Raw genomic sequence first — 22,365 nt, forward strand, 5'->3', positions numbered from 1 at the left:
TGAGGCCATGGATCACTGCTCGGAGTGTGGCTTCACGTACGACCTGACCGAGTACCCAGCGGCGGCGCAGACGATCAGCGCGGGTGTCGCGGACTTCGTGGAGATTCTGCGAAGCGACGCGAACCTGCGCAACCGGCCGAGCCCGGACGTCTGGTCGCCGCTGGAGTACGCCTGTCACGTCCGCGATGTTCTTCTTGTGCAACGGGAACGCGTGCTGCTGGCGCGTCGCACCGAGACTCCGGTCTGCGTCCCAATGGGACGGGACGAGCGGGCCGAGCACGAGGGCTACAACGATCAGGAGCCCGAATCCGTCGCCCGGCAACTCGTCGACTCCGCGGACCTGTTCTGCAACGTTCTCAACCGTTTGGCCGAAGCTGACTGGCAGCGGACGCTCATTTACAGCTATCCAGAACCGGAAACGAAGTCGTTGCAATGGGTTGCCGTGCATACGGTGCACGAGGTCCACCATCACCTATTGGACGTCCGCCGTCAGCTTGCTTAGCGCGTCATTGATCGACTTGACCGCGTCGCGCGGTTCGTCGGCACGGAACCGGATCGTCGTCACTTCGCCGCCGGGAACGGCGATCGGTTCCGACAGCACGAGTACGATATCGGTTTGGTTGCCGATCACGATGCTCAACATGTCGTCATCGAGTTCGATCGTCTTTCCACTGTGGTCTTTGCGATGCACACGAGCCGACGAGATAATCCCAAGTGGAACGCGGACCTCGTACGTCGATCCTTCCCGCAGTACCAACGTTTCCTCGGTCAGATAGTGCGGCCAGGTGACCATCAGCGCGCCGATGCCAAGCACCTGAAGCAATGCGATCACGTCGAGGATGTGGATCCACCACGACGGAATCAGCATGCCGACGACGACCGTCTCGACGGCGAAAATGCCGGTCAGTACGAAGATCATCGGCAGTTGGTCGCGGGCGTAGCCGATCAGCGTGCCGGATCCTTGCCTACGGCCCCTGATCCATAACCACAATGCCGTGAAACCGTGCCACTGCATGACAAGCAGCTTCTTCATGTCGCCCCCTTTCGTATTGCCTGTCTGATCATCTCGGCCTGCGCCGGCTTCAATGACTCGAGGACGGCCTCCGCGAACGAGTTGTCCATGTCGATGTCCGTTGGCATCAGGTCGACGGGGATGCTCCGGGCGATTTCGTGTGCCAGCGGCGTGATTCTCGGGTCGTCGACCGGTGCGTCGCTGAGTTCTTCCAGTCGCCTGGCCAGGTCCGCGCTGACCCCGGGATCGATTGGGTTGGCGCGCAACATGGCCACGACCTCGTCCCGGCCCGGCGTGATGTCCAGCAATGCGAGCAATTCCCGGTCCAGGGTGCCGATTTCTCCGTGCGGTGCGGGCAGATCGGCCAGCAGGCCGGCGAGTTCGACGGAGATCGTCGAGTCGGGCCGCAGTTCGACCTGCGCGATCAGGTCAGCCAGCCTTGCCCTGCGGGCCCGGATGACCTCTTCCTGCTTTTCCAGGTCGCTGTCCAGCGCGATCAGTGCTTCGCGTAGATCGTTGCCATGCTCGTCGGACAGGGCGCCCCGAACCTCGTCGAGGCTCAGGCCGAGCTCGGTCAGCCTGCGGATGCGGGCAAGCAGGATCACGTCACGCAGGCCGTACTCGCGGTAGCCGTTGGCCAGCCGATCAGGCTCGGGCAGCAGGCCACGATGGTGGTAGTGCCTGATCGCCCTTGTCGACAGGCCGATCATGCCGGCGAGTTCCCCGATCCGCATACGTCCAGTTAAAACGTTGACGCCACGTCAAGGTCAAGGGGTTTTGTGGCTGCTGATCTTTGTCTCAAGGCACTAGTGTGATGGGCGTCCATGCACCAACGGAGGTGCCCATGGGATTCTGGCGGCGGAAGGCCAGGGCAGGCGAGTCACGTGCCGAGCTGGCCGGCAGGCTGGCGGCCTTGATCGATCTGGTCGACGAAGGCATCAGGGCCCAGCCGAACGCGGAAGAAGCCATCGCCGAGTGCTGCCGGGCCGGTGCACCGCCCGCGGACGTCGCGCGCCGAGGCGGCCGGATCGTCAGCGAATACGCCAGGCTGCACCAAGCTGCCGTTGATCTCGGCTGCGAACCGGGGTCACTGCGGGAACGCGTCGCGGAGTTGTTGCTCTACCACGCGACCACGGTCGAGGATTGCCTCAAGCTCGCGTTTTCCAAGTTCTGGAGCCCCAACGCGCCTCGGCACGGCCACTCGCATTCGGGCCTCGGCGAGCACGCTCGAACATTGCGTGAATGCCGTGTCGCGCTACAGATGTGGCTCGACGACGTGCGATCCGGTTGACCGCCGGAACTTCGCTGGTGTCTGGCCGGTTGATTCGCGGAAGGCCCGGCTGAACGCGGACTCGGACTTGTATCCGACCCGTCCGGCTACAGTGGCCACCGTGAGGTCAGTGGTGCTGAGCAGTTCCGCCGCCGTCATCAGGCGCACATGCGTGAGAAACGCACCGACCGTCATTCCGGTGGTGCGGGTGAAATGCCGGATGAAGGTCGCACGGGACATCGAAGCGGTCTCCGAGAGCCGGGCGATCGGCCAGTCTTCGCCCGGTGCCGTCACGACTTCGTCGATCGCCGTGCGGATTCGCGGATCGTCCACTGCCGTCCACAGTGGAACAGAATGGTCCGACTGGCGCAGCATCATCGCCAGCAGTGCGCTGGACAGCGCGCCGAGAATGACCGCGGTGCCCGCTCCGGATTCCCTGGCTTCCCTGCGCATGATCGTGGTCAGCATCGCCACGGAGTCGGAAGTGGACAGATTCACGTGCAGTGGATCCGGCAAGGTGCGGAACAGGATCGCGCCAGCACCGGAACCATAGGTGTAGCGACCACAGAACAGATCGATGACATCGTCTTCGGTGTGGCTGCTGCGGATAGTGTCGTACGACTCGCCTGCCGTCTCGACCGTCCCATGTAGACGGCCAGGTCCGTTGGTGCGGACCCGATGCCGCTCACCGTTCGGCACCACAAGCGCCTCGCCCGCTTTGAGGGCAAGCTGACCGCTTGGCAGGTCCACAGTGCACTCGCCATCGAGCAGGACGTGGAACCATGCTTCGCCGTCGCCAGCGTCGGGAACGTCCATCACGGTCGTGCGGCCGAGCAGGCAGCGCTTGTCCACGCTCGCCGCGAGACGAGCGAGGCCGATGAGGCGGCTGACTGTATCCATAGTGAGACGCTCGGGTTGAAAAGTGAGATGGAATAGCCTTGTCGGCTCAATTGTAGCCGACTGAGATGTCTGATCATGGACACTGACGTGCTCGTGATCGGATTCGGCAAGGGCGGCAAGACGGCGGCAGCGGCGTTGGGGCGCCGCCGCAGGCGGGTCGTGCTGGTCGAACAGTCCGACCAGATGTACGGCGGCACATGCCCGAACGTCGGCTGTGTCCCGACGAAAGCCCTCGTGCACCATTCGCGCAACCGTCGGCCGCTCGACTCGGCGCCGGAATGGTACGAGCACGCGGTCGGCGAGGTCCAGGCGTTGACGAGCACATTCCGGGCAGGCAACTACGACGCCCTCAACAACGCCGACACGGTCACTGTGATCACCGGCAAGGCAAGGTTTGTCGACGCCCACACGGTCACGGTCGGCGGAGTCCCGATCACCGCGGAACACATCCTGATCAACACCGGTTCCACACCGGTCATACCGGATATTCCTGGCCTTGCTGCCAGCAAGTACACCGTGACCAGCACGGAGCTCATTCACGAACCCAGCCTGCCGAAGCGGCTGGCGATCGTCGGCGGTGGCTACCTCGGCATCGAGTTCGCCTCGATCTACCGTCAGTTCGGCGCACAGGTGACCATGTTCGAGAGCCAGCCGAGGATCCTGCGGCACGAGGACGACGACATCGCCGCTGTGGCCGAGTCGATCCTGGTCGGCGAAGGTATCGACATCATCGCTGGCGCATCGGTGCGGGAGATCCGCGACGCGACCGTTGTGTACGAAAAGGACGGTCAGGAGTTCACGACCGAAGCCGACGCGATTCTGGCAGCGGCCGGACGTGTCCCGGCGACGGAAGGCCTTGGCCTTGAAGCGGCAGGGGTTCGCGTCACCGAACGCGGTGCTGTTGTGGTAGACGAGTACCTTCGCACGAGCCAGCCGCATATTTTCGCGCTCGGCGATGTGAACGGCGGTCCGCAGTTCACGTACATCTCCTTGGACGACAGTCGAATCGTGCTCGACCAACTCCTCGGTGATGGCAAACGGTCGACGGCCGACCGGGTCGCGATCCCGCATACGCTCTTCATGACGCCGCCGCTCGCGACCGTCGGCCTGACCGAGCGGGAAGCCCGTGCTGCCGGGTATCGGCTGAAGATCGCCAGACAGCCCGTGGCCGAGATTGTCGCGATGCCTCGGGCCTATGTCGTCGAGGAGACGCGCGGCGTGATGAAGTTCGTGCTGGACGCGGACACTGACGAGGTCTTGGGCGCGGCGTTGCTGAGTGTGGACGCGCAGGAACTGATCAACACGGTCGCGCTGGCGATGCGCAACGGCGTACCGGCGAGCCAATTGCGGGATGCGGTTTACACGCACCCGAGTTCGACCGAGGCGTTCAACGAGGTGTTGTTCACGATCGTCCGGGAAGACTGAGGAATTCCGCAGTGCGTGCGGTCCATGTCTGGATCTCTGGCACCGATGACGCCACGTGCAGCTGCGATCCCGGGATCAGCTTGTGCAGTCGTTGTGCGGTGTCGACCGGGTGCAGGGGATCGGTTTCCCACGTCGTGATCAACGTCGGCATGCGGAGTTCCGCAATGAGCTCTTGCGGTGGCAGGTCGGACTGACCGATTCCCCGCAATACCGACGGCAGTAGGTCGTCGGGCACTTCGGGCGTCAGATCGAACTTGGGGTAATCCGCGAAGATCGGCAGCGGATCGGCGTCCGCCCATGCTTTACGCCACGCCGGTCCACCCATCCGTTCGATCTCATCGGCGGTGTCGGAGTACCACTGTCGCGCCTGTTTCGGACCGTCTTCCCAGGCCACCGGCGGGATAATCAGCACGAGACTGCGGAAGCGTTCCGGTTCGATCACCGCGGCGTGCAGCGCCATCGCCGCGCCCAACGACGATCCAGCGAAGTCGATTGGCTCGTCGATTCCGGCTGCGTCCAGCACGCCGAGCAGGTCCAGTGCGACGTTGGCGAAGGTGTAGTCGGTTGTCAGCGGACGTCCGGTCGATTGGCCGTGGCCGCGTTGATCGAAGGTCAGCAGGCTGCGGCCGGCCGACAACGTGTCGAAGTCGAATAATTCCATGCGGCGCACGGCATCCCGGCTCAGGAAGACTCCGTGCGCGTAGCCGAGGGGTGTGCCGGTGCCGGTGTACTCGTAGGCGATTGTGGCGCCGTCTCGGGTGAAGTAACGGTCATCGGACATCGGTTCCTCCCGTATATACCCCGTACCGGTATATGAGCAACATACGGGTAGGGGGTACCGAGGTCAAGTGAGCGAACATCGGTCGAGGCTGGCCATCGCCATCGCTACCACGGCTTCCTTGTCGTGTCGCCACAAACATCCGATGATCATCACGAGGTTTCAGGTATTCATGAAAGGTGATGCGGGCAAAGAGTTGATCATGGGATGGTTGCGGCGCGCGGCTACGCGATGAATATCCACTTGGCGACAGCGAACTTGTCGCCAAGTGGATATCCACGGCCAGGTGTCGATCGCTATCGTTTTCCTTGGCCGGCGCGGGGGATGCCGGTCAACAACTCGGTTTGCGGGGGGACGAGTGCTGCGCATCCATTTCACGGCGGACGATCTGGCCCGGATTCGCGTCCGGGCCGAACCGCATCCGCTGTGGGAAGTGCTCTTGAGCATGCATTTGCTGCAGAGCGGTCACGGTTCGCTGATGTTCGACAACTGGCGCCGCCAGGCACGGTCGTCGATGCGGTCGTCAGCGACCGTGCTCGCGACATTGGCGCCGCCGAAGGGGTATTCACCGGATTTCCTGACGCCCACAGTGGACTCCGCTGACCTCGAAACAGCACTGGAAACCTTGCTCAGTACGGCCAAAACCGTGCTGCGTAGCGACATTGAGCTGCTGGCGGCCGAGACCCGGCTGCCGACGTGGGTCGTCGGCATCGCCGACGGCGACGCGAACGCGATGCGCCAGTTGGCGAACAGCATCAGGCGTTATCACGAAGACGTTCTGCAGCCGCACTGGCAGACGATTCGCGCGCACGTCCGCGCCGACCGCAACAAGCGCGCGGAGCTGACCACAGACTGCGGGATCGAGAGCATGCTCACGATGTTGCATCCGACGATGAAGTGGCGGGCGCCGATTCTGGAGATCGACTACCCGGTCGAGCACGACATCTACCTGCAGGGCCGTGGCCTGACGCTGATGCCGTCGTTCTTCTGCTGGCAGAGCCCGGTCAGCCTGGCCGATCCGGAACGCCAGCCGATTCTCGTCTATCCCGTTGAGCGGGAACTCGGTTGGTGCGGACCGGTCGGCGGCAGCACACAGCGTTCCGCGCCACGGCCGGAGTCGTTGATCGCGCTGCTTGGCCGGACCAGGGCGAACGTGTTGCGCACGATCGCCGAAGCGCCGCGGGTCAACACTTCCGAGCTGGCCAAGGCGATCGGCATTTCCGTTGCGGGCGCGTCACAGCACGCCACTGTGTTGCGCGACGCCGGACTCGTGATCACCCATCGTGCAAACGGGGCCGCGGTACACAAATTGTCCTCGCGTGGCGCCAGCTTGCTGGCCGTGAGCTGACCGACGGACGGATTCACTGGGGGTGTGTCCGTAGGACTTGCGGTACAGCGCGGAGAACCGGCCGAGGTGCGTGAAGCCCCAGCGCATCGCCACCTCGGCCACGGTTCCACGTAGTGCCACGAGGTCCTGGTGCGCGCGGTCGAGGCGGACCCGCTGCAGGTACTCCAGTGGGCTCATCTCCAGCCGGGTCTTGAACAACCGCTGCAACGATCGGACGCCGGTGTGCGCGGCGATGGCGATGTCGGCGATGGAGATCGGGTCGCCCGCCCGTTCCTCGCAGAACGCCATCGCCCGCCGCAGCACCGCGGGCAGGTCCATAGTGCCCGGTTCGGTCAGGTGATCGGTCAACGTGTGCGGCTGGCTGTCCAGCAGGCCTTGGACAAGCAGTTGCTCGAAATGCCCTGCGGCCAAGGGGGACTGGGCGAGCAGTCCGGCTCCGGCGCTCTCACCGAAGATCCGCGCGGCCGCCAGCCATGAGCCGGTCGCGGCGTGGTGCAAGTCGGCGTCGAAGTGGATTGGCGCCGCTGGAATATCGCCGAGTCGCTTGCCGAGCGCCTCATCGACCGCCGCACGGGCGATGCGCAGGATCAGCGTGTCGCTGTCCGCGCTCCACCGCATGTCCAGGCGCTGGCCCGGGCCGATCATGCTGTCCTCGGTCGCGACTTGGCGCCCGTCCACCCAGATGGTGCCGTGCCCGGTGAGCGGGATATGGATGTTGTAGATGTCCGGCAGTTCGCCAGGCCGGATTTCGACGGTCGCGCCGTAACCGAGCGTGAACGCTGAGACCGGGCCGACGTGCGAGGTGACGAACCGGCCGTTGAGTTCACGGTCCTCGATGACCCTCAGCCGGTGCGGGGCGACGTGGGGTGCTCACCACCTCGTGCACTTCCTCGACGTCTTGGCCTTCGAACAGGATCATGGTCACCCCCAGTCGGTTTACGTATATCACCCGATAGGACCAGCGCCTAGTCGTGGGATCTTCGGCCGATTCCAACCGATAGTAAATAGTCCTTACCGAGTTACCCACTTGTGACTGAATACGCCTAGTAGTCGAGTTTTACGGAAACGGCCGTAATGGCACTCCGCCAGCAGGGGCCGGAGACTGCGACAACTCACGTAACCGCCATGCCAGCCGTTGGGGAGTTGCCATCGGAACGGGGACAACGCGGTTTCTCGGAGACCGATCACGATTCCGATGAATGTGCCATCGTCTGATGAACCGAAACCGTCGATTCCGGGCTCGCCGGGACCGCCGCCCACCCCTTACGGCGGTCACCGCGATCCACCTGGCAACCGAGCAGTTCAGCCAACCGGACGGTGTCACGGGCGTGCGGGCGGCGCACTGGTGTCCTGTGAACGACTCCGGCGCTATACGCGTGGCACCATTGACATCTAGGCAGGTATGTCCACTGTGGAGAATAGTTCGAGTTCACTCGCCGACGTCCTTGAACGGGTGCTGGACAAAGGCGTCGTCATCGTCGGGGACATCGCGGTCAACGTCGTCGACATCGAACTGCTGACGCTGCGGGTACGTCTGTTCATCGCGTCCGCGTCCACCGCGAAGGAGCTGGGCATGGACTGGTGGACAGGCGATCCGTTCTTCGCGCCGCGAACCGTCCAGCCAATCGGCGAGCTTGAGCAACTGCGCGGCCGGGTCGCCGAGTTGGAGCGCGCGGCGGCGGAGGGTGCGGCGTGAGCGCTGAGATCGACCTACTCGCCCGGCAACACGCGCCACAGGTTCTCGCCGAAGCCTTGCGGCTGGCCAGGTCCAAGGCGGTCGAAGTATTGTCCGAACGGCTCGTCAACGCGATCATCGCCGAGGCGCTCAAGCCCTACCGGCCACCGCAGCTGGAAAGCGCCGACAAAGGCCTGTGCGTCTACGCGATCACCCGCGAGTGCGAGATCAAACTTCCGGCGCTGCGTACTGCCGTGTCGCCGAGGCTGATCGCCCATGATGGGGTTGGCGCCGTTGTGGCTGACGTGGACCTCGCGCAGTTCACCAATCTCGAAGCCGATCCTGTGGAGGACAGTGCGCTGGCGACGCTCGCTCGTGAACACGACGCCGTTGTGCGGGCTGTGTTCGAGCACGAACCCGTGCTGCCGTTGCGGTTCGGCACGGTCGTGACGGGTGAGCAGGCGGCGTTGGATCTGCTTCGGGAACGTCGGGAGGAGGCGTTGACCTGGCTCGATCGTGTCGCTGGGCATTGCGAGTGGGGTGTGCGGGTCGAGTCGCCTGTCCCTCCGGAGACTTCGTCCGAGGGCCTTTCTGGCACGGAATACCTGCGGCATCGGCAAAGCGCGCTTTCTCGTGACCAGGATCAGGCGAAAGCCGCGCAGTCGATGCACGACAAGCTCCAGCGGCAGGCCACCGACGCGGCTTGTCGTGAGCAGCGGCCGCATACCTTGCTCGATGCCGCGTACCTTGTGCCGCAGGACAACGAGACGTCGTTTCGGGACAGCGTGACTCGGCTTTCCGAGCCGCTGGAACGACTTGGTGCGACCGTGCACACGACCGGGCCGTGGCCACCGTATTCGTTCACCCGGATCGAACTGGCGGTTCAACAGTGAACCAACCTTCCCTGGCGGACTTGCTCGACCGGATCGTCGGCGCGGGCGCGGTGATCACCGGTGACGTGATCATCTCGCTGGCCGGGATCGATGAGTGACGCCGGATCCCAGCCGACGCGGGCCAAGGCCTCGGCAAGCTGGTGGTCGCCGCGCTCGAAGTCATCGCCGAGTTACTCGAACGTCAGGCCATCCGCCGAGTGGCCGCCGGTTCGCTGACCGACGACGACATCGAACGGCCGGGCCAGGCCCTGATGGCGGTGCGTGAACAGCTCGCTGAGCTCCGGTCGGTGCTCGGCGTGTGCGAGTATGTGCTCGCGTCGGTCGCGGATCTGGCCAGGGAGCCGGTCAGTTTACCGGGGACTGCGCGTCGGACCTTCTTGATTCCGTTGGCGGACGTGGAGAAAGCTCGTGCTCTTGTTGCCGGGCTTTCTGCCGAGTTCGTGGCGCCGTTACCCGCGTACAGTTTTCTTACACCTGTCGCCGCGTCGCGGTGGGGCTGGTAGTTCTTTCGAAACCTGCTTTCGAGTCCGCTGTCACCCACAAGTCTCGCGGGTACGCGTTGTAGTGTCGGGTCCTTACCCGCGCTTCGCGTGGGTAAACCACTCGCCTTGATGGTCGTGTTCTTGCTGAGGGTGTCCGTTTTCGTTGTGGTTCTTGGTTGCCGGGTGCCACTCGGTTTGCGGGCGTTGGGTACTCAGTGGACTGTGGACTTCCGAATGATGTCCTTTATAGACACGGAAGGTGAAGGCATGGGACCGCAGGAACTCGTTGGCAGCGACGTGTACGACACCACGGGCGAGCGCGTCGGCCGGGTCGCGACGGTGTACGTGAGCGAGGAATCGCAGCAGCCGGAGTGGGTTACGGTCCACACTGGCCTGTTTGGTCACAAGGAAAGCTTCGTCCCGCTGATGGGTGCGACATCAGGGAACGACGGCCTGCACGTCAACTGGGGCAAGGACAAGATCAAAGATGCCCCGCGGATAGAAGCGGACGGAAGGCTGTCGCCAAAGGAAAGCATGGGTTTGTACGAGTACTACGGCATGCCCACGCAGCGAACCGGCGAGAACGCTCCGCGCCAGGGCGAGCAGGTGATGACCCGGTCGGAAGAGCAGTTGAACGTCGGCACACAGCGGGTCGAGTCAGGCCGGGTGCGGCTGCGCAAGCACGTGGTGACCGAGGAGCAGCAGGTCACGGTACCCGTGTCGCACGAAGAGATCAGGATCGAGCGCGAACCGGTCGACGCCAGCCACGCGGGCAAGGCCAAAATCTCCGAAGAAGAACAGGAAGTCGTGCTGCACGCGGAGAAACCGGTGGTGGCGAAGGAAGCGGTGCCGGTGGAGCAGGTCCGGATGAGGACCGAGGAAGTGACCGAGCAGCAACAGATCCGCGAGAAGGTCCGCAAGGAGCGGATAGACGTGGACAACGACGCGAAACGCCGCGACACGAAGCGCTGACCCAACCCAGCCGTGTCCACCGTTCCAGCACAGTGTGTCCACCGTTCCGACACAATGAAATGCACGTTCCAGAACCATGAAATGCCTGCTCGGCCGCATGGTTGGCCCGTTGCGCCACCATGGATTCGCAGCCTGGGTGCTCCGCCGCAGATGCCGAGTGGTGGACGCGGGGTCAGGCAAAGGTGGACACGGTGTGCTGGAACGGTGGACACGGTGTGTCGGAACGGTGGACACGGTGTGTCGGAATGGTGGACACGGTGTGCCGGAACGGTGGACACGGTGTGCTGGAAGGTGCATTTCTGTGTGTCGGAGTGGTGGACACGGTGTGTTGGAGTGGTGGACACGGCGGGTGGAGTGGTGGGGGTGGGGGTTGGGGTGGTGATATGTCGCTTATTGCAAATGACTGGTTACTAGGCTGAGATGGCCGTATGCGAACGGTCATCGGGTTGGTCTTGCTTGGTGCGCTGGTGGGGACGGGGTGCTCGGTTGCTCGGCAGGGGCCGGCTGGGCCGCCTTCCATTGTCATCGGTGCAGGTCAGGAGCCGGACAACCTCAACCCGATCCTGGGATACGCGCCCGATGGCGCCGCCAAGATCTTCGATGGCCTCCTCGACAGGGACGCCAAGCTCAAACTGACGCCAGGCCTGGCCGTCGAGCTCCCCGAAACATCGGCGGACGGCCTGACATGGACGGCGAAACTCCGGCAAGGAGTCAAGTTCTCCGACGGCGCACCGTTGTCCGCGCAAGACGTGGCGTTCACCTACAAGTCGGTCCTCGACCCCAAGGTCAACTCGACCATCGCCTCCCGTTACGACGCCCTCGCCGATGTCCAGGCAACCGACGACAGCACAGTCGTCTTCAAACTGAAGTACCCCTATGCGCCCTTCGACCAGACGTTGACCCTGGGCATCGTGCCGCGTAAGGCTTTTGATGGCGTGGACATCAATGCGGCGCCGTTCAACACCGCTCCCATCGGGACCGGTCCGTACACGGTGAACCAGTGGCGCAAGGGCGACCGGATGGTCCTCAAGGCCAACGAAACCCACTGGGACACCAAACCGAACATCAAGACCGTCACCTTCGTCTACATCACCGACGACAACGCGCGCGCAACCCGCATGGCCTCCGGCGAGTTCGACGCCACCGTCCTGCCGCCGAGGTTGGCGCAGACCTATCGGGACAAGGCCGGGTACAAGATCGTGCAGAACCCGTCCGCGGATTACCGGGGGCTGGGGATTCCGTCGGAGTTGCCGTTCACGAAGGACCCGAACGTCCGCGTCGCCATCAACACCGGCATCAACCGGCAGGCGATGATCGACACCGTCCTCGCGGGCGCCGGAAAGCCCGCCGCCACACCGATCTCGCCATACCTCGCCGAATGGTACGACCCGGCAGCCAAGTTCGACTTCGACCCGCAGAAAGCTGGCGCGATACTGGACCTGGCCGGGTGGGTAATCGGATCGGACGGCAAGCGCGCCAAGGACGGCCAGCCCGCACGGCTGCCGATCCTGTACCCGGCCGAGGACTCGCTGCGCAAAGACCTCGCGCTCGCGGTCGGCAGTGACCTGGCCAAGCTTGGAATCGACGCACCCGTCGAAGCGACCACGTTCGAGCTGATGTTGCAACGCCAGAAGGAAACCGCGGCTATCTGGGGCGGCGGCGACCCCTATGACCCGGACACGGCGGCCTACACCCTGCTGCACTCGCGCTACAGTGGACAGTCCGGCTATGTCAACATGACGCTATATAAGAACTCTCAGGTGGACACGGCTCTCGACGAAGCCCGGAAGAACCTGGATCGCGCTGCCCGCAAGCAGGCGTACAAGGACTTCCAGAAGGCGTTCGTCGCGGATCCTGGCTGGGCGTTCCTGGTTTTCCTCGACCACACGTATGTCATGCGGGACAAGTGGACCGGGCTCGAAGAGCAGGTCGAACCGCATGACCACGGCATGGTTCACGCGGTCTGGTGGAACATTGAACACTGGTCACCGAAATGAAAACCGGCATGGGCAAGCTGGTTCTGAGGCGCCTTTTGTTCGCTGTCCCGGTTCTGTTGATCGTCAGCTTCGGGCTGTTCCTGCTGGCCAAGGCGTCGCCGTTCGACCCGGTCGAGCGGTATTTCGGGGTACGGATCATCGGCGCCGACCCCGAGCGGGTCGCGCAGATCCGGGAGAACTGGGGCGTCGACAAACCTGTTGTCGAGCAGTACACGGCCTGGCTCGGCAACGCGATCACCGGCGACTTCGGCGACTCCTTGTCCTTGCAGCAACCTGTTTCCCAGGTGATCGGTGACCGTCTTGGCTGGTCAACGCTGCTCTTAGCGGTCGGGTTCGGGATGGCCCTCGTGCTCGGGCTGGTCCTGGGAACGCTCGCCGCGTGGCGGCAGGGCGGCTGGCTGGACCGGGCGATCACGTCCGGCTCCTACGTCCTGGAAGCCGCGCCGGTCTTCTGGCTCGGTCTCGGCGCGTTGTTCATCTTCGCCCAGCAACTGCAGTGGTTACCGGGCGGTGGACTCACCGACGGCGACCAAGCGCTTGATCTCGGCCAGTTGGTCCGGCACATCATCCTTCCTGCCGCGGTACTGGCCATCTCGCAGGCGCCGTGGTTCGCGTTGTTCATCCGGCAGAACCTGATGGAATCGTTGACGCAGGATTACGTGATCGGCGCGCGGGCGCGAGGATTGCCTGACCGGACCGTGGTTCTCGGGCACGCGCTGCGCACATCGCTGTTGCCATTCCTGACCTTGCTTGGCTCACGGTTGCCGGAACTGATCAGTGGCGCCTTGTTGGTGGAGACGGTGTTCTCGTGGCCGGGGATCGCGAAGGCCACTGTGGACGCTGCGTTGAACGTCGACTTCGCGTTGCTCGGCGCGCTGACACTGCTTGCCACTGCGGCGGTGTTGCTGGGCAATCTGATCGCTGACGTGCTCTACGCGTTGACTGACCCGAGGGTGGGGTTCGATGGTTGACACTTCATGGCGCCGGGTTACGCGATCACGCGTCGCGGTCGCCGCGGCGCCGAAATCGCCACGCGTTCGGCTGCTGTCGTCGACCATCATCCTTGGCGTCCTGGCCATCACGGTCATTGTGGTGCCGTTGGTGGTCAACCTGAACGAGCAGTTCGTCGATCTGGCCATCGCCAACCAGGCACCGAGTTTCGCGCACCCGTTCGGCACCGACGAAATGGGCCGGGACGTGTTGCTGCGCGTGATCTACGGACTGCGCGTCTCGTTGATGGTCGGCATCGTGGCCGCGTTGGTGTCGACGGTCCTGGGCACGTTGATCGGCGCGCTTGCCGGGGCTGCGGGCGGCTGGGTGGATCGGCTGCTGATGCGATTGGTCGACACGGTCGCGTCCGTGCCGCACCTGTTGCTAGGCATAGTGATCGTCGCAGTGCTTGGTCCGAGCCTGACGTCCGTTATCATCTCAATTGGACTGACGCACTGGCTTTCGTCGGCACGAATCGTGCGATCGGAGATCCTTTCGTTGCGCGGCAGGCCGTTCATCGACGCCGCGATCGCCGGAGGATCGTCACGGCTGCGCGTGATGGGCAAGCATCTGCTGCCTAACGTGGCTCCGCAGGTTCTGCTGGCCACGACATTGATGATCCCGCATGCGGTGTGGCACGAGACCGCGTTGTCCTTCCTCGGCCTTGGCATGCCGCCGCATATGGCCAGCATTGGCAATATGATCAACGATGCCAAGCGGTCGTTGCTGACCGGCGGCTGGTGGATGTCCTTGGCGCCAGGGCTGATTCTGGTGATCGCGACGCTGGCGATCTCAGGGCTCAGCGGCGTGTGGCGGGACCGGCTCAACCCTCGGCGTCGCTCGGAGTTGTCATGGTAGATCTGGTCGTCGACTCGCTTTCGGTCCGGTTCACGTTGCCGGAGGCCAAGGTTTCCGCGGTCAGCGATGTGTCGTTTTCCATCTCTCCCGGCGAATGCGTGGCATTCGTCGGCGAAAGTGGGTGCGGCAAGTCGGTGCTGGCGAGTGCGCTGCTCGGGTTCCTGCCTGGGAATGCGGAGGTCGCCGGGAGCGCGATGCTCGGCTGCATCGACCTGTTGTCCGCGCCTGATCATGTGCTGAGCCAGCAGGTCCGTGGCAGGCAGATCGGGCTTGTGCCACAGAGCCCGGCCGCGCATCTCACGCCCGTCCGTACGGCCCGTGCGCAACTGGATGAGGCGCTGCGTTTCCTGCATCCGGCGGCGTCGCGGCCGTCCGCGGATTCCATTGCGGCTCGCGCCGGTCTCAAACCCGCTGATTTGGACTTGTATCCGCACCAGCTGTCCGGTGGCATGGCGCAACGGGTGGCTACCGCGTTGGCCTTGGCTGGCGATCCGTGGTTGATCATCGCTGACGAGCCAACGACCGGCCTGGACAGGGCTTTGGTCGACGCCTTGGTGGCCGAATTGCGTGCGCTTGTGGCCGACGGCCGGGCCGTTCTGCTCATCACGCACGACTTGGCGGCTGCCCGGCGCGTGGCCGACCGGATCGCCGTGATGTACGCCGGTCGTTTCATTGAGGTCGGGCCAGCCTCGGAAGTCCTTGACGCACCACGCCATCCGTACGCCCGAGGCCTGGTCGATTCCTTGCCTGACCGGGCTTTCACACCGATCCCAGGACTGCCGCCTGTGCTTACCGACTTGCCGCCTGGCTGCGCGTTCACCCCTCGATGTGACCGCGTGACCGACGAATGCGCCGACCGTCCACAGTTGACCGGAGTCAACGGTCACCTCGTCGCGTGTCACCAGCCATGCTGAGCGCCACGGCCATCACCGCCGGTTATCGCCCTCGCCAGCCGGTGATCGCGGACATTTCGCTGGCAATCTCGCCGGGTGCGACCATTGGTCTCGCTGGGCCGAGCGGTAGCGGCAAATCCACTCTGGCCAGGGTGGTGTCGTTGCTGCACAAGCCTTTCTCGGGAACTGTGACCATTGATGGGTCTGTGGTTGACGGGTTTCGGTATCGCGCGCCACGGGAGTTCCGGACTCGGATAGGCGTGTTGTTCCAGCAGCCTCGGTTGTCCGTCGATCCACGGATGACATTGCGGCAAGTCATCGCCGAGCCTTCTCGTGCCAACGGCAAACCCGATCGGGTGGACGAACTCGCAGACTTTGTGGCGCTGACTCCGGATTTGCTGAACCGGCGTGCCCACGAGGTCAGTGACGGGCAACTGCAGCGCGCTTGTTTGGCGCGTGCTTTGGCTTTGCGGCCAGCATATCTCGTCTGTGACGAGATGACCACGATGCTCGACGCGTCGACAACGGCAGCGTTGGTCGCGGTGATTCGGGACTATCAAAAGGATTCAGCGGCTGGTGTGCTGGCGATCTCGCATGACATGCGGCTGCTTGATCGTTGGGCGGATGAAGTCAGGCAGCTGAATCCGTAATGTGGATTCATGCGCTTGCTGTTCGTCACGCTGACGGGTCAAGGCCATATCACTCCGACGTTGCCGCTTGTCACTGAGCTCGTCCGGCGCGGCCACCAGGTCGAATATGCGACGGAAGAGCCCGTCGGTGCCGGTTCCACGCACGTTCAACTGCCGAAGATGCAGCCGGATTTCCCGGTGGGCGACAACATCCTGGCTGCGTGGCTGAAGCATTTCTTCACTTCGCTGAGCCGGACGTATCCGATCCTGCTGGACCACTGCACGAACCGGAGACCGGACGCGATCATCTACGACACGACCAACTGGCCCGCCCGGTTGGTCGCCGAGAAACTCGGCATTCCGGCCGTGCGGACCGTCCCGCACTTCGCTGCCAACGATGCGTTTCCGTTGCATGAAACAATGATCACGGGCCTGGACACCACGGAAATCGAAGCCATGTGTGACCGGTTCTCGGCCGAACACGGTGTGCCGCTTGACTTCGCAGGCACGTGGGAGGTTCCGCAGCGGCTGAACCTCGTGTTCCTACCACGCGATTTCCAGCCTGCCGTCGACTCGTTCGACGACAGGTTCCGGTTCATCGGACCGCTTCTCGGTGATCGTGCTCAGGAAGAGTGGGCGCCACGCGGGAAACCGTTGCTGTACATCTCACTTGGCTCGGTGTTCACCGATATCGCCTTCTACCGAAGGTGCATCGAGATGTTCGGGGACACCGATTGGCACGTGGCGATGACCGTCGGCGACGCGGAACTTGGCGCTGTTCCGTCGAATTTCGACATCCGGCCACGGTTTCCGCAGGTCGCGGTGCTCAAGCAGGCCAGCGCGTTCGTCACGCATGGCGGCATGAACTCGGTGATGGAGGCCCTGAGCCACGCGGTGCCACTGGTCGTGGTGCCGATGACACCCGAGCAGAAGTCGAACGCGGACCGAGTGGTCGAAATGGGCCTGGGAGCACAGCGCGGCAACGACCTGAAGGCCGCAGTGGCCAAGGTGAGCACAGACCCAGACGTCCGCGCGAATCTGGACCGGATGCGAGCGGTGATAGCCAAAAGCGGAGGGGCCGTAAGAGGCGCTGACGAGATCGAAAGCTACCTCAAAACCCCAGGTCATCCGTCGTGAGTGGTTAGCCGTGTTCTAACCTTGCTAACCACTCACGAGGGGGATCAGCGGGCGTTGTAGTTGGGTGCTTCGACGGTCATCGTGATGTCGTGTGGGTGGCTTTCCTTCAGCCCGGCCGCGGTGATCCGGATCAGCTGCGCGTCCTGCAGCTCCGCGATCGTGTGCGACCCCGTGTAGCCCATGGCCGCACGCAGGCCGCCAACAAGCTGGTGCACCACGTTCTTCAGCGGCCCACGGTAAGGCGTGCGGCCTTCGATGCCCTCAGGCACGAGCTTGTCCTCGGACAGCACGTCATCCTGCGAGTAGCGGTCCTTGGAGTACGACTTCGCCTCACCCCTGGACTGCATCGCGCCCAGCGAACCCATGCCCCGGTAGGTCTTGTACTGCTGGCCGTTGACCAGGATCAGCTCGCCGGGGGACTCGGCCGTGCCCGCGAGCAGGCTGCCGATCATCACTGAGCTGGCGCCAGCTGCGATGGCCTTGGCGATGTCGCCCGAATACTGGATGCCGCCGTCTCCGATCACCGGGATCCCGGCCGGACGGCAAGCCAGCGAGGCCTCGTAAATCGCCGTGATCTGCGGGACGCCGACGCCTGCGACCACACGGGTCGTACAGATCGAGCCGGGCCCGACACCGACCTTCACGCCGTCCGCGCCCGCGTCGACCAGGGCCTGGGCGCCCGCGCGGGTCGCGACGTTGCCGCCGACGATGTCCACGGTGTCGCCGAGTTCCTTCTTCAGGCGGGCGACGGTCTCGGTCACGTTGCGGCCGTGTCCATGCGCGGTGTCGACCATGATCACGTCAACGCCCGCGTCAGCCAGGGCCATGGCGCGCTTCACGCCGTCCTCGCCGACACCGACCGCCGCTCCGCACAGCAGGCGGCCGTCGGGGTCCTTGGTGGACAACGGGTACTGCTCGGTCTTGACGAAGTCCTTCACGGTGATCAGGCCGTGCAGCCTGCCGTCCGCGTCCACGATCGGCAGCTTCTCGATCTTGTGGCGGCGCAGCAACCCCAGCGCCGCGTCGGCCGAGACGCCGACCTGGGCCGTGACCAGCGGGCCCTGCGTCATCACCTCGCGCACCGGGCGGGTGTGGTCCACCTCGAAGCGCATGTCGCGGTTGGTGATGATGCCGATCAGCTTGCCGTTCTCGTCGGTGACCGGCAGGCCGGAAATGCGGTAGCGGGCGCACATCGCGTCCACTTCGGACAGTGTGGCGTCCGGTGAGCACGTCACCGGGTCCGTGACCATGCCGGCTTCCGACCGCTTGACCGTTTCGGCCTGCCTGGCTTGATCTTCGATGGAGAGGTTGCGCTGGAGGATGCCGATGCCGCCCTGGCGGGCCATGGCGATCGCCATCCGTGCCTCGGTCACGGTGTCCATCGCCGCGGACAGCAGCGGGACACGCAGTCGGATGTTGCGCGAGACCTGGGTGGAGGTGTCCACACCGCTCGGCACAACGTCGGATTCGGCGGGCAGTAGCAGAACGTCGTCGAAGGTGAGCCCAAGCGTGGTGAACTTGGCCGGCGCAGCGTCGAAATCGCTGGTCATGGAGCTATGACGCCTTTCTCAGGACGGTGACCCCCATCTTAGCCGCCACGCAGAGCAACCAAGAAAGTGTCAGTGCCCCCAGTGGCGGGCGCCACGCTGCAAACCGATCATTCCGGACACCAGGCGCATCTGTTCGACGTCGCGGATGTCCGCCTGCACGAGCCGCGGCGAACAGATGAGCACAGCAAGCGCCTGCGCACGCGACAAAGCGACGTTCAGCCGGTTGCGCGACAGCAGAAAGTCCAGTCCACGCGGCAGATCGACCGCTGCGGACGACGTCATTGTGACAAGCACCACGGGCGCTTCCTGGCCTTGGAACTTGTCCACCGTGCCGATCCTCGTCTCGGTGAACCCGGCCTCGTCCAGTGCCCGCCGAACGATCCTGACCTGCAAGTTGTACGGCGCCACGACCAGAATGTCGCCGTCGGTCAGCGGCATGCTCTCGCTGCCGTCCACCCAAGTCCGGCCGACCAGCGACTTCACCGCGGTCACCACGGCTTCGGCTTCCTCGGGCGAGCTCGTGATGTTGTGGCTGTGATCGACATACTGCGTGTACAGGCCAGGTTCGATGCCGTCGACGCGTCGCTCCGCGGCCGTCGGGTGCGCGTGCAGCAATCCGGCATACGAAAGTAGGGAAACCGGGTCACACACCCCCGGATGCATACGCCGGGTCTGGTCCATGAAGTAACCGAGATTCGGCGGAATCACGTCAGCGTCACCGAGAAGATGCCCCAGCGCCGACGCGTCCGCGCCCGCCGGATGCGTGCCCTGCACCACCTGCGGCAACTGCTGCGGGTCGCCGAGCAGCACGAGGTTACGGGTGCACGCCGACACCGCGAGCGCGTCAGCGAGGGCGAACTGCCCGGCCTCGTCGATGATCAACACGTCGAACCGCTGTTCCCGCATGGCCGCGTTGGCGAACGTCCACGCCGTGCCGCCGACCAGATGCCCGCTGCCCTGGTCAGACCGCCAGCGCACCAGCGAGTTGTTGTCCTTCGGCTGATCCCATTCGCAATCCTTGGCAGGCATGCCTTTCGCTCGCTTGGCGCACGGAATCGGCACGCCAAGCGCCCGTCCGGCGGCCAGTGCCGAGCTGAGCACGTTCTCGACGGCCTTGTGGCTGTTGGACGTGACCGCGACCGACTTGCCCTTGCGGACCAGGTGCGCGATCAACCGCCCGGCCAGGTACGTCTTGCCAGCGCCCGGCGGGCCCTGCACGGCCAAGGTGGAGCCGTCCAGCGCGTCGACCGCGGAAATCACTGTGGCGACAAGGTCTTCGCCTTGTGGGAGGGCACCGCTGATGGTCTGCGGTGGCAGCCTGCGCAACAGGTCGATGCCCGGATGCGCGGGCAGCATCGGCAGGATCTCGACCACGCCTTCGGCAAGCGAGTAGACCGCTTCGTCTTTCGGCTGCGGCTTCACCGGGTCGCCGGGCAGGACCGCGATCGGCACATCGTTGCTGGTCTCGTCCGGTTTTGCGCTCTCCTCAAGGGTGATCTGCTCGGCCGTCTCCTCGATCACCTTCGCGTTGCGCGTCCAGTTGACCGGAGTTCCCGAGTACAGCACACGCACCTGCTCGTTGGGTGCGAACGGGTGCGGCCGATCCGGGTCGCATCGCGCGTGCAAGAGGCGTTTGGCGTTGCGTACGCGGCCTTTTGGCGCCGTCCAGTCCTCGGCTCTGACGGTAACCGGGACTGTGCAAGCGGTATCGGACTCCAGGTCGGACAAAGGAGCGCCGACTTGACGGAAGAAGTCCCACCAGGCTGGGTTGGTTTCGCGCCGGTGATACCCGACGGCTGCGGCAAGCAATGCCCGTGCCTGCTCGTCTTCCGTTGCCTGGCTTGGGTCTTCGGGCAAGTCGGCCATCAACGGGTCGACCACGGCCGCGATCCGTGCCGCGCGTTCGGCCCGGCGTTCCGCGGCTTCGGCCTCGGCCGTCTCGTTGATCAGAACGTCCATTTCGGACTCTTCTGGCTTGTGCGGATCGATGCCCGCCTCGGTCCGAACCTGGAGTAGGAAGCGATACAACCGGTGCGTGGACACGCAGTCGTACTCGTTGTAGTCCTTGATCCCGTCCAACACCGCTTCGGCTTCCGGGATGTCATTGGCCGCGAGCAGCGTCAGGTATTCCTCGTACGCCTCGATGCTGGACACGGCGTTGACCACGTCACCGTCACGCTTGTCCGGCATGTACAAGGGTTCCAGATATTTGATCGAGTACGACCGCTGCGAGACCCGGAGTCCTTTGCGTACCACGGCATACAGGTCGATCAGTGCGCCCGTCCGCAGCAGCGTGTCCACGGCTTCCTCACGCGTGCCGTGCAAGGCGGCCAAGCGCTTGAGCGCGTTCACTTCGTAGGGCGCGTAATGGTAGATGTGCGAACCGGGATGCTTCACCGTGCGCTCGAGTGCGAAATCGACGAAGTCCTCGAACGCCTGCTTTTCCTGCATCCGGCTGTGCGCCCAGAACGGCCGGAACTCTTCTTGCTCGCCGGTCACGGTCACTGCGCCGAAGAGGTATTCAAGTCCTTGGCCTGCCAAGGCGAACGGGTCGCCTTCCATGTCGAAGAACACATCGCCTTGGGCCGGTTCCGGCAGGGCGGCGAGCACTTCGGGCGAAAGGACCTCGTAGGCCACCTTGCCGACCGGATCGTCCGGTGTGCGTGAAGCGTCCTGGATGACCTGGATCGCGGCCTGTGACCGCAACCCGTTGTAGGTGGCCGCCGACATGGTCGCTGGCCGGTCCATCGCGGTCGCGTTGGCCAGATCGTCGATCGTCGACATGCCCGCCGCGGCAAGCTTGCGGCGCTGATCAGCCCGGATGTTGGCGACCAGTGACAGGTCACGGTCGTTTTCCCTGCCGGACGCGCAGTGCGTGCCGAACTTGCACGTGGCACACGCTGCGCGTTCGTCGGCCCAGAGCTGCTGGGGCAGATGCGCGGGCTTCGCCAGCCGCTCGGCCAGCCTCGCCCGCAGATCGTGCGCCAACGGCAGGAAATCGTTGACACGATAGGAATGCGTGGTCCCGTCACCCAGGATCAGGTGCATATCCGGGCCTGCCGGATATGCCGCGTCCCTGATCGCAGCCGCATAGGTGGTCAGCTGAAGCACAGCCGAAGGCTTCGCGTGCCGGGTGAGTTTCGTGTCGTGCGGCTCGTAACCGCCGTTCTTGTCGCGGATCAGGAAGTCCGCGCGGCCGTAGAACGAGCCGTCGTAGAAAACGGCCTGGTAGATCACGGGTGCACCGGCTTCGACCGCCTGCCGTGTCTGCTCAGCCGCCTTGATCAGGGCGTCCGGCTGCGGCGCGGGCAAATCGATCTTGGTGACCTCGTAGCGGGCTTCGAGTTGCTCGAGAACCGCCTGCTCATGGGCCAAGCCGTGCTTGGCGACCAGGAGATTCTGCGGTTCCGCCGGTTGCGGCGCGCCGTCGAGTTTCATCGCCAGCGCGTGGTCGAGAACGCTGCGATGCTCACATTCCAGCAGGTCGACGAGGTCTCCGGGGGAGATCACCAAACCGGTCGGAGTGACGAGCACCGACGAAGTATTACGCCATTAG

22 protein-coding genes are annotated in these 22,365 nt (G+C 64.3%); 15 read left to right on the top strand and 7 right to left on the bottom strand.

All coding sequences use genetic code 11. From position 1 onward, the window contains the following. Positions 1-7: 7 nt before the first annotated feature. Positions 8-502: a DinB family protein gene (locus tag LWC34_RS01725; RefSeq protein ID WP_233722631.1), complete on the top strand. Its 495-nt coding sequence runs from the start codon at positions 8-10 to the stop codon at positions 500-502. On the opposite strand, the gene LWC34_RS01730 is transcribed toward LWC34_RS01725, so the two are convergent. Together LWC34_RS01730 and LWC34_RS01735 are read right to left on the bottom strand one after the other, a co-directional pair. Further along, a complete protein-coding gene (locus LWC34_RS01730) occupies positions 473-1,033 on the bottom strand; it encodes a hypothetical protein (RefSeq protein WP_233722632.1) in 561 nt (186 codons plus the stop codon). The two genes, LWC34_RS01725 and LWC34_RS01730, sit on opposite strands and share 30 nt — an antisense overlap. Next, positions 1,030-1,746: a MerR family transcriptional regulator gene (locus LWC34_RS01735; RefSeq protein ID WP_233722633.1), complete on the bottom strand. Its 717-nt coding sequence runs from the start codon at positions 1,744-1,746 to the stop codon at positions 1,030-1,032. The genes LWC34_RS01730 and LWC34_RS01735 overlap by 4 nt, the downstream gene beginning before the upstream one ends. 110 nt (positions 1,747-1,856) lie before the next feature. On the opposite strand from LWC34_RS01735, the gene LWC34_RS01740 reads away from it, so the two are divergent. Beyond that, positions 1,857-2,303 carry a hypothetical protein gene (locus LWC34_RS01740; RefSeq protein ID WP_233722634.1) on the top strand — a complete coding sequence of 149 codons (447 nt, stop codon included), beginning with the start codon at positions 1,857-1,859 and terminating at the stop codon, positions 2,301-2,303. On the opposite strand, the gene LWC34_RS01745 is transcribed toward LWC34_RS01740, so the two are convergent. After that, positions 2,268-3,182 (bottom strand): AraC family transcriptional regulator, encoded by a 915-nt coding sequence (locus tag LWC34_RS01745; protein ID WP_233722635.1) that lies wholly within the window; start codon positions 3,180-3,182, stop codon positions 2,268-2,270. The two genes, LWC34_RS01740 and LWC34_RS01745, sit on opposite strands and share 36 nt — an antisense overlap. 75 nt (positions 3,183-3,257) lie before the next feature. On the opposite strand from LWC34_RS01745, the gene LWC34_RS01750 reads away from it, so the two are divergent. Then, the gene (locus tag LWC34_RS01750) at positions 3,258-4,607 is read left to right on the top strand and encodes an FAD-dependent oxidoreductase (protein WP_233722636.1); all 1,350 of its coding nucleotides are present in this window, start codon (positions 3,258-3,260) and stop codon (positions 4,605-4,607) included. On the opposite strand, the gene LWC34_RS01755 is transcribed toward LWC34_RS01750, so the two are convergent. Next, positions 4,585-5,388: an alpha/beta fold hydrolase gene (locus LWC34_RS01755; RefSeq protein WP_233722637.1), complete on the bottom strand. Its 804-nt coding sequence runs from the start codon at positions 5,386-5,388 to the stop codon at positions 4,585-4,587. The two genes, LWC34_RS01750 and LWC34_RS01755, sit on opposite strands and share 23 nt — an antisense overlap. Before the next feature lie 355 nt (positions 5,389-5,743). Here LWC34_RS01755 and LWC34_RS01760 point away from each other — a divergent pair, with 355 nt between their 5' ends. Further along, a complete protein-coding gene (locus LWC34_RS01760) occupies positions 5,744-6,733 on the top strand; it encodes a winged helix-turn-helix domain-containing protein (RefSeq protein ID WP_233722638.1) in 990 nt (329 codons plus the stop codon). Here LWC34_RS01760 and LWC34_RS58650 read toward each other — a convergent pair. Further along, complete coding sequence (locus tag LWC34_RS58650) at positions 6,620-7,579, bottom strand: AraC family transcriptional regulator (RefSeq protein WP_235728907.1); 960 nt, start codon at positions 7,577-7,579, stop codon at positions 6,620-6,622. The two genes, LWC34_RS01760 and LWC34_RS58650, sit on opposite strands and share 114 nt — an antisense overlap. A gap of 556 nt (positions 7,580-8,135) precedes the next feature. Between LWC34_RS58650 and LWC34_RS01770 the strand changes: the two genes are divergently transcribed. From LWC34_RS01770 to LWC34_RS01820, 11 genes are all read left to right on the top strand, one after another. Next, positions 8,136-8,429: a gas vesicle protein gene (locus tag LWC34_RS01770; protein ID WP_233722639.1), complete on the top strand. Its 294-nt coding sequence runs from the start codon at positions 8,136-8,138 to the stop codon at positions 8,427-8,429. After that, positions 8,426-9,301, top strand: coding sequence for a GvpL/GvpF family gas vesicle protein (locus tag LWC34_RS01775; RefSeq protein WP_233722640.1), 876 nt, complete (start codon positions 8,426-8,428; stop codon positions 9,299-9,301). Before LWC34_RS01770 ends, LWC34_RS01775 begins: the two co-directional genes overlap by 4 nt. Further along, the gene (gvpJ, locus tag LWC34_RS01780) at positions 9,298-9,399 is read left to right on the top strand and encodes a gas vesicle protein GvpJ (protein ID WP_233722641.1); all 102 of its coding nucleotides are present in this window, start codon (positions 9,298-9,300) and stop codon (positions 9,397-9,399) included. The genes LWC34_RS01775 and gvpJ overlap by 4 nt, the downstream gene beginning before the upstream one ends. 6 nt (positions 9,400-9,405) lie before the next feature. Next, positions 9,406-9,804 (top strand): gas vesicle protein K, encoded by a 399-nt coding sequence (locus LWC34_RS01785; RefSeq protein WP_308200076.1) that lies wholly within the window; start codon positions 9,406-9,408, stop codon positions 9,802-9,804. A gap of 246 nt (positions 9,805-10,050) precedes the next feature. After that, on the top strand, positions 10,051-10,755 hold the full coding sequence (locus LWC34_RS01790) for a DUF2382 domain-containing protein (protein WP_233722643.1): 705 nt from the start codon (positions 10,051-10,053) through the stop codon (positions 10,753-10,755). 428 nt (positions 10,756-11,183) lie between these two features. After that, a complete protein-coding gene (locus LWC34_RS01795) occupies positions 11,184-12,752 on the top strand; it encodes an ABC transporter substrate-binding protein (protein ID WP_233722644.1) in 1,569 nt (522 codons plus the stop codon). Positions 12,753-12,760: 8 nt separating this feature from the next. Next, on the top strand, positions 12,761-13,723 hold the full coding sequence (locus LWC34_RS01800) for an ABC transporter permease (protein WP_233722645.1): 963 nt from the start codon (positions 12,761-12,763) through the stop codon (positions 13,721-13,723). Further along, the gene (locus tag LWC34_RS01805; RefSeq protein ID WP_233722646.1) at positions 13,716-14,600 is read left to right on the top strand and encodes an ABC transporter permease; all 885 of its coding nucleotides are present in this window, start codon (positions 13,716-13,718) and stop codon (positions 14,598-14,600) included. The genes LWC34_RS01800 and LWC34_RS01805 overlap by 8 nt, the downstream gene beginning before the upstream one ends. After that, entirely contained in the window at positions 14,594-15,514 is a 921-nt protein-coding gene (locus tag LWC34_RS01810; protein WP_233722647.1) for an ABC transporter ATP-binding protein, read from the top strand. Before LWC34_RS01805 ends, LWC34_RS01810 begins: the two co-directional genes overlap by 7 nt. Beyond that, positions 15,496-16,143: an ABC transporter ATP-binding protein gene (locus LWC34_RS01815; protein WP_233722648.1), complete on the top strand. Its 648-nt coding sequence runs from the start codon at positions 15,496-15,498 to the stop codon at positions 16,141-16,143. Before LWC34_RS01810 ends, LWC34_RS01815 begins: the two co-directional genes overlap by 19 nt. 9 nt (positions 16,144-16,152) lie before the next feature. Continuing rightward, positions 16,153-17,259 carry a macrolide family glycosyltransferase gene (locus tag LWC34_RS01820; protein WP_233722649.1) on the top strand — a complete coding sequence of 369 codons (1,107 nt, stop codon included), beginning with the start codon at positions 16,153-16,155 and terminating at the stop codon, positions 17,257-17,259. A gap of 44 nt (positions 17,260-17,303) precedes the next feature. On the opposite strand, the gene guaB is transcribed toward LWC34_RS01820, so the two are convergent. Both guaB and LWC34_RS01830 read right to left on the bottom strand, forming a co-directional pair. Continuing rightward, on the bottom strand, positions 17,304-18,809 hold the full coding sequence (guaB, locus tag LWC34_RS01825) for an IMP dehydrogenase (protein ID WP_233722650.1): 1,506 nt from the start codon (positions 18,807-18,809) through the stop codon (positions 17,304-17,306). A 69-nt stretch (positions 18,810-18,878) separates the two neighbouring features. Then, positions 18,879-22,319: a TM0106 family RecB-like putative nuclease gene (locus tag LWC34_RS01830; RefSeq protein WP_233726345.1), complete on the bottom strand. Its 3,441-nt coding sequence runs from the start codon at positions 22,317-22,319 to the stop codon at positions 18,879-18,881. Between the last annotated feature and the right edge of the window lie 46 nt (positions 22,320-22,365).

The organism is Kibdelosporangium philippinense (assembly GCF_021390435.2).
In the GTDB taxonomy this organism is placed as follows: Bacteria; Actinomycetota; Actinomycetes; order Mycobacteriales; family Pseudonocardiaceae; genus Kibdelosporangium; species Kibdelosporangium philippinense.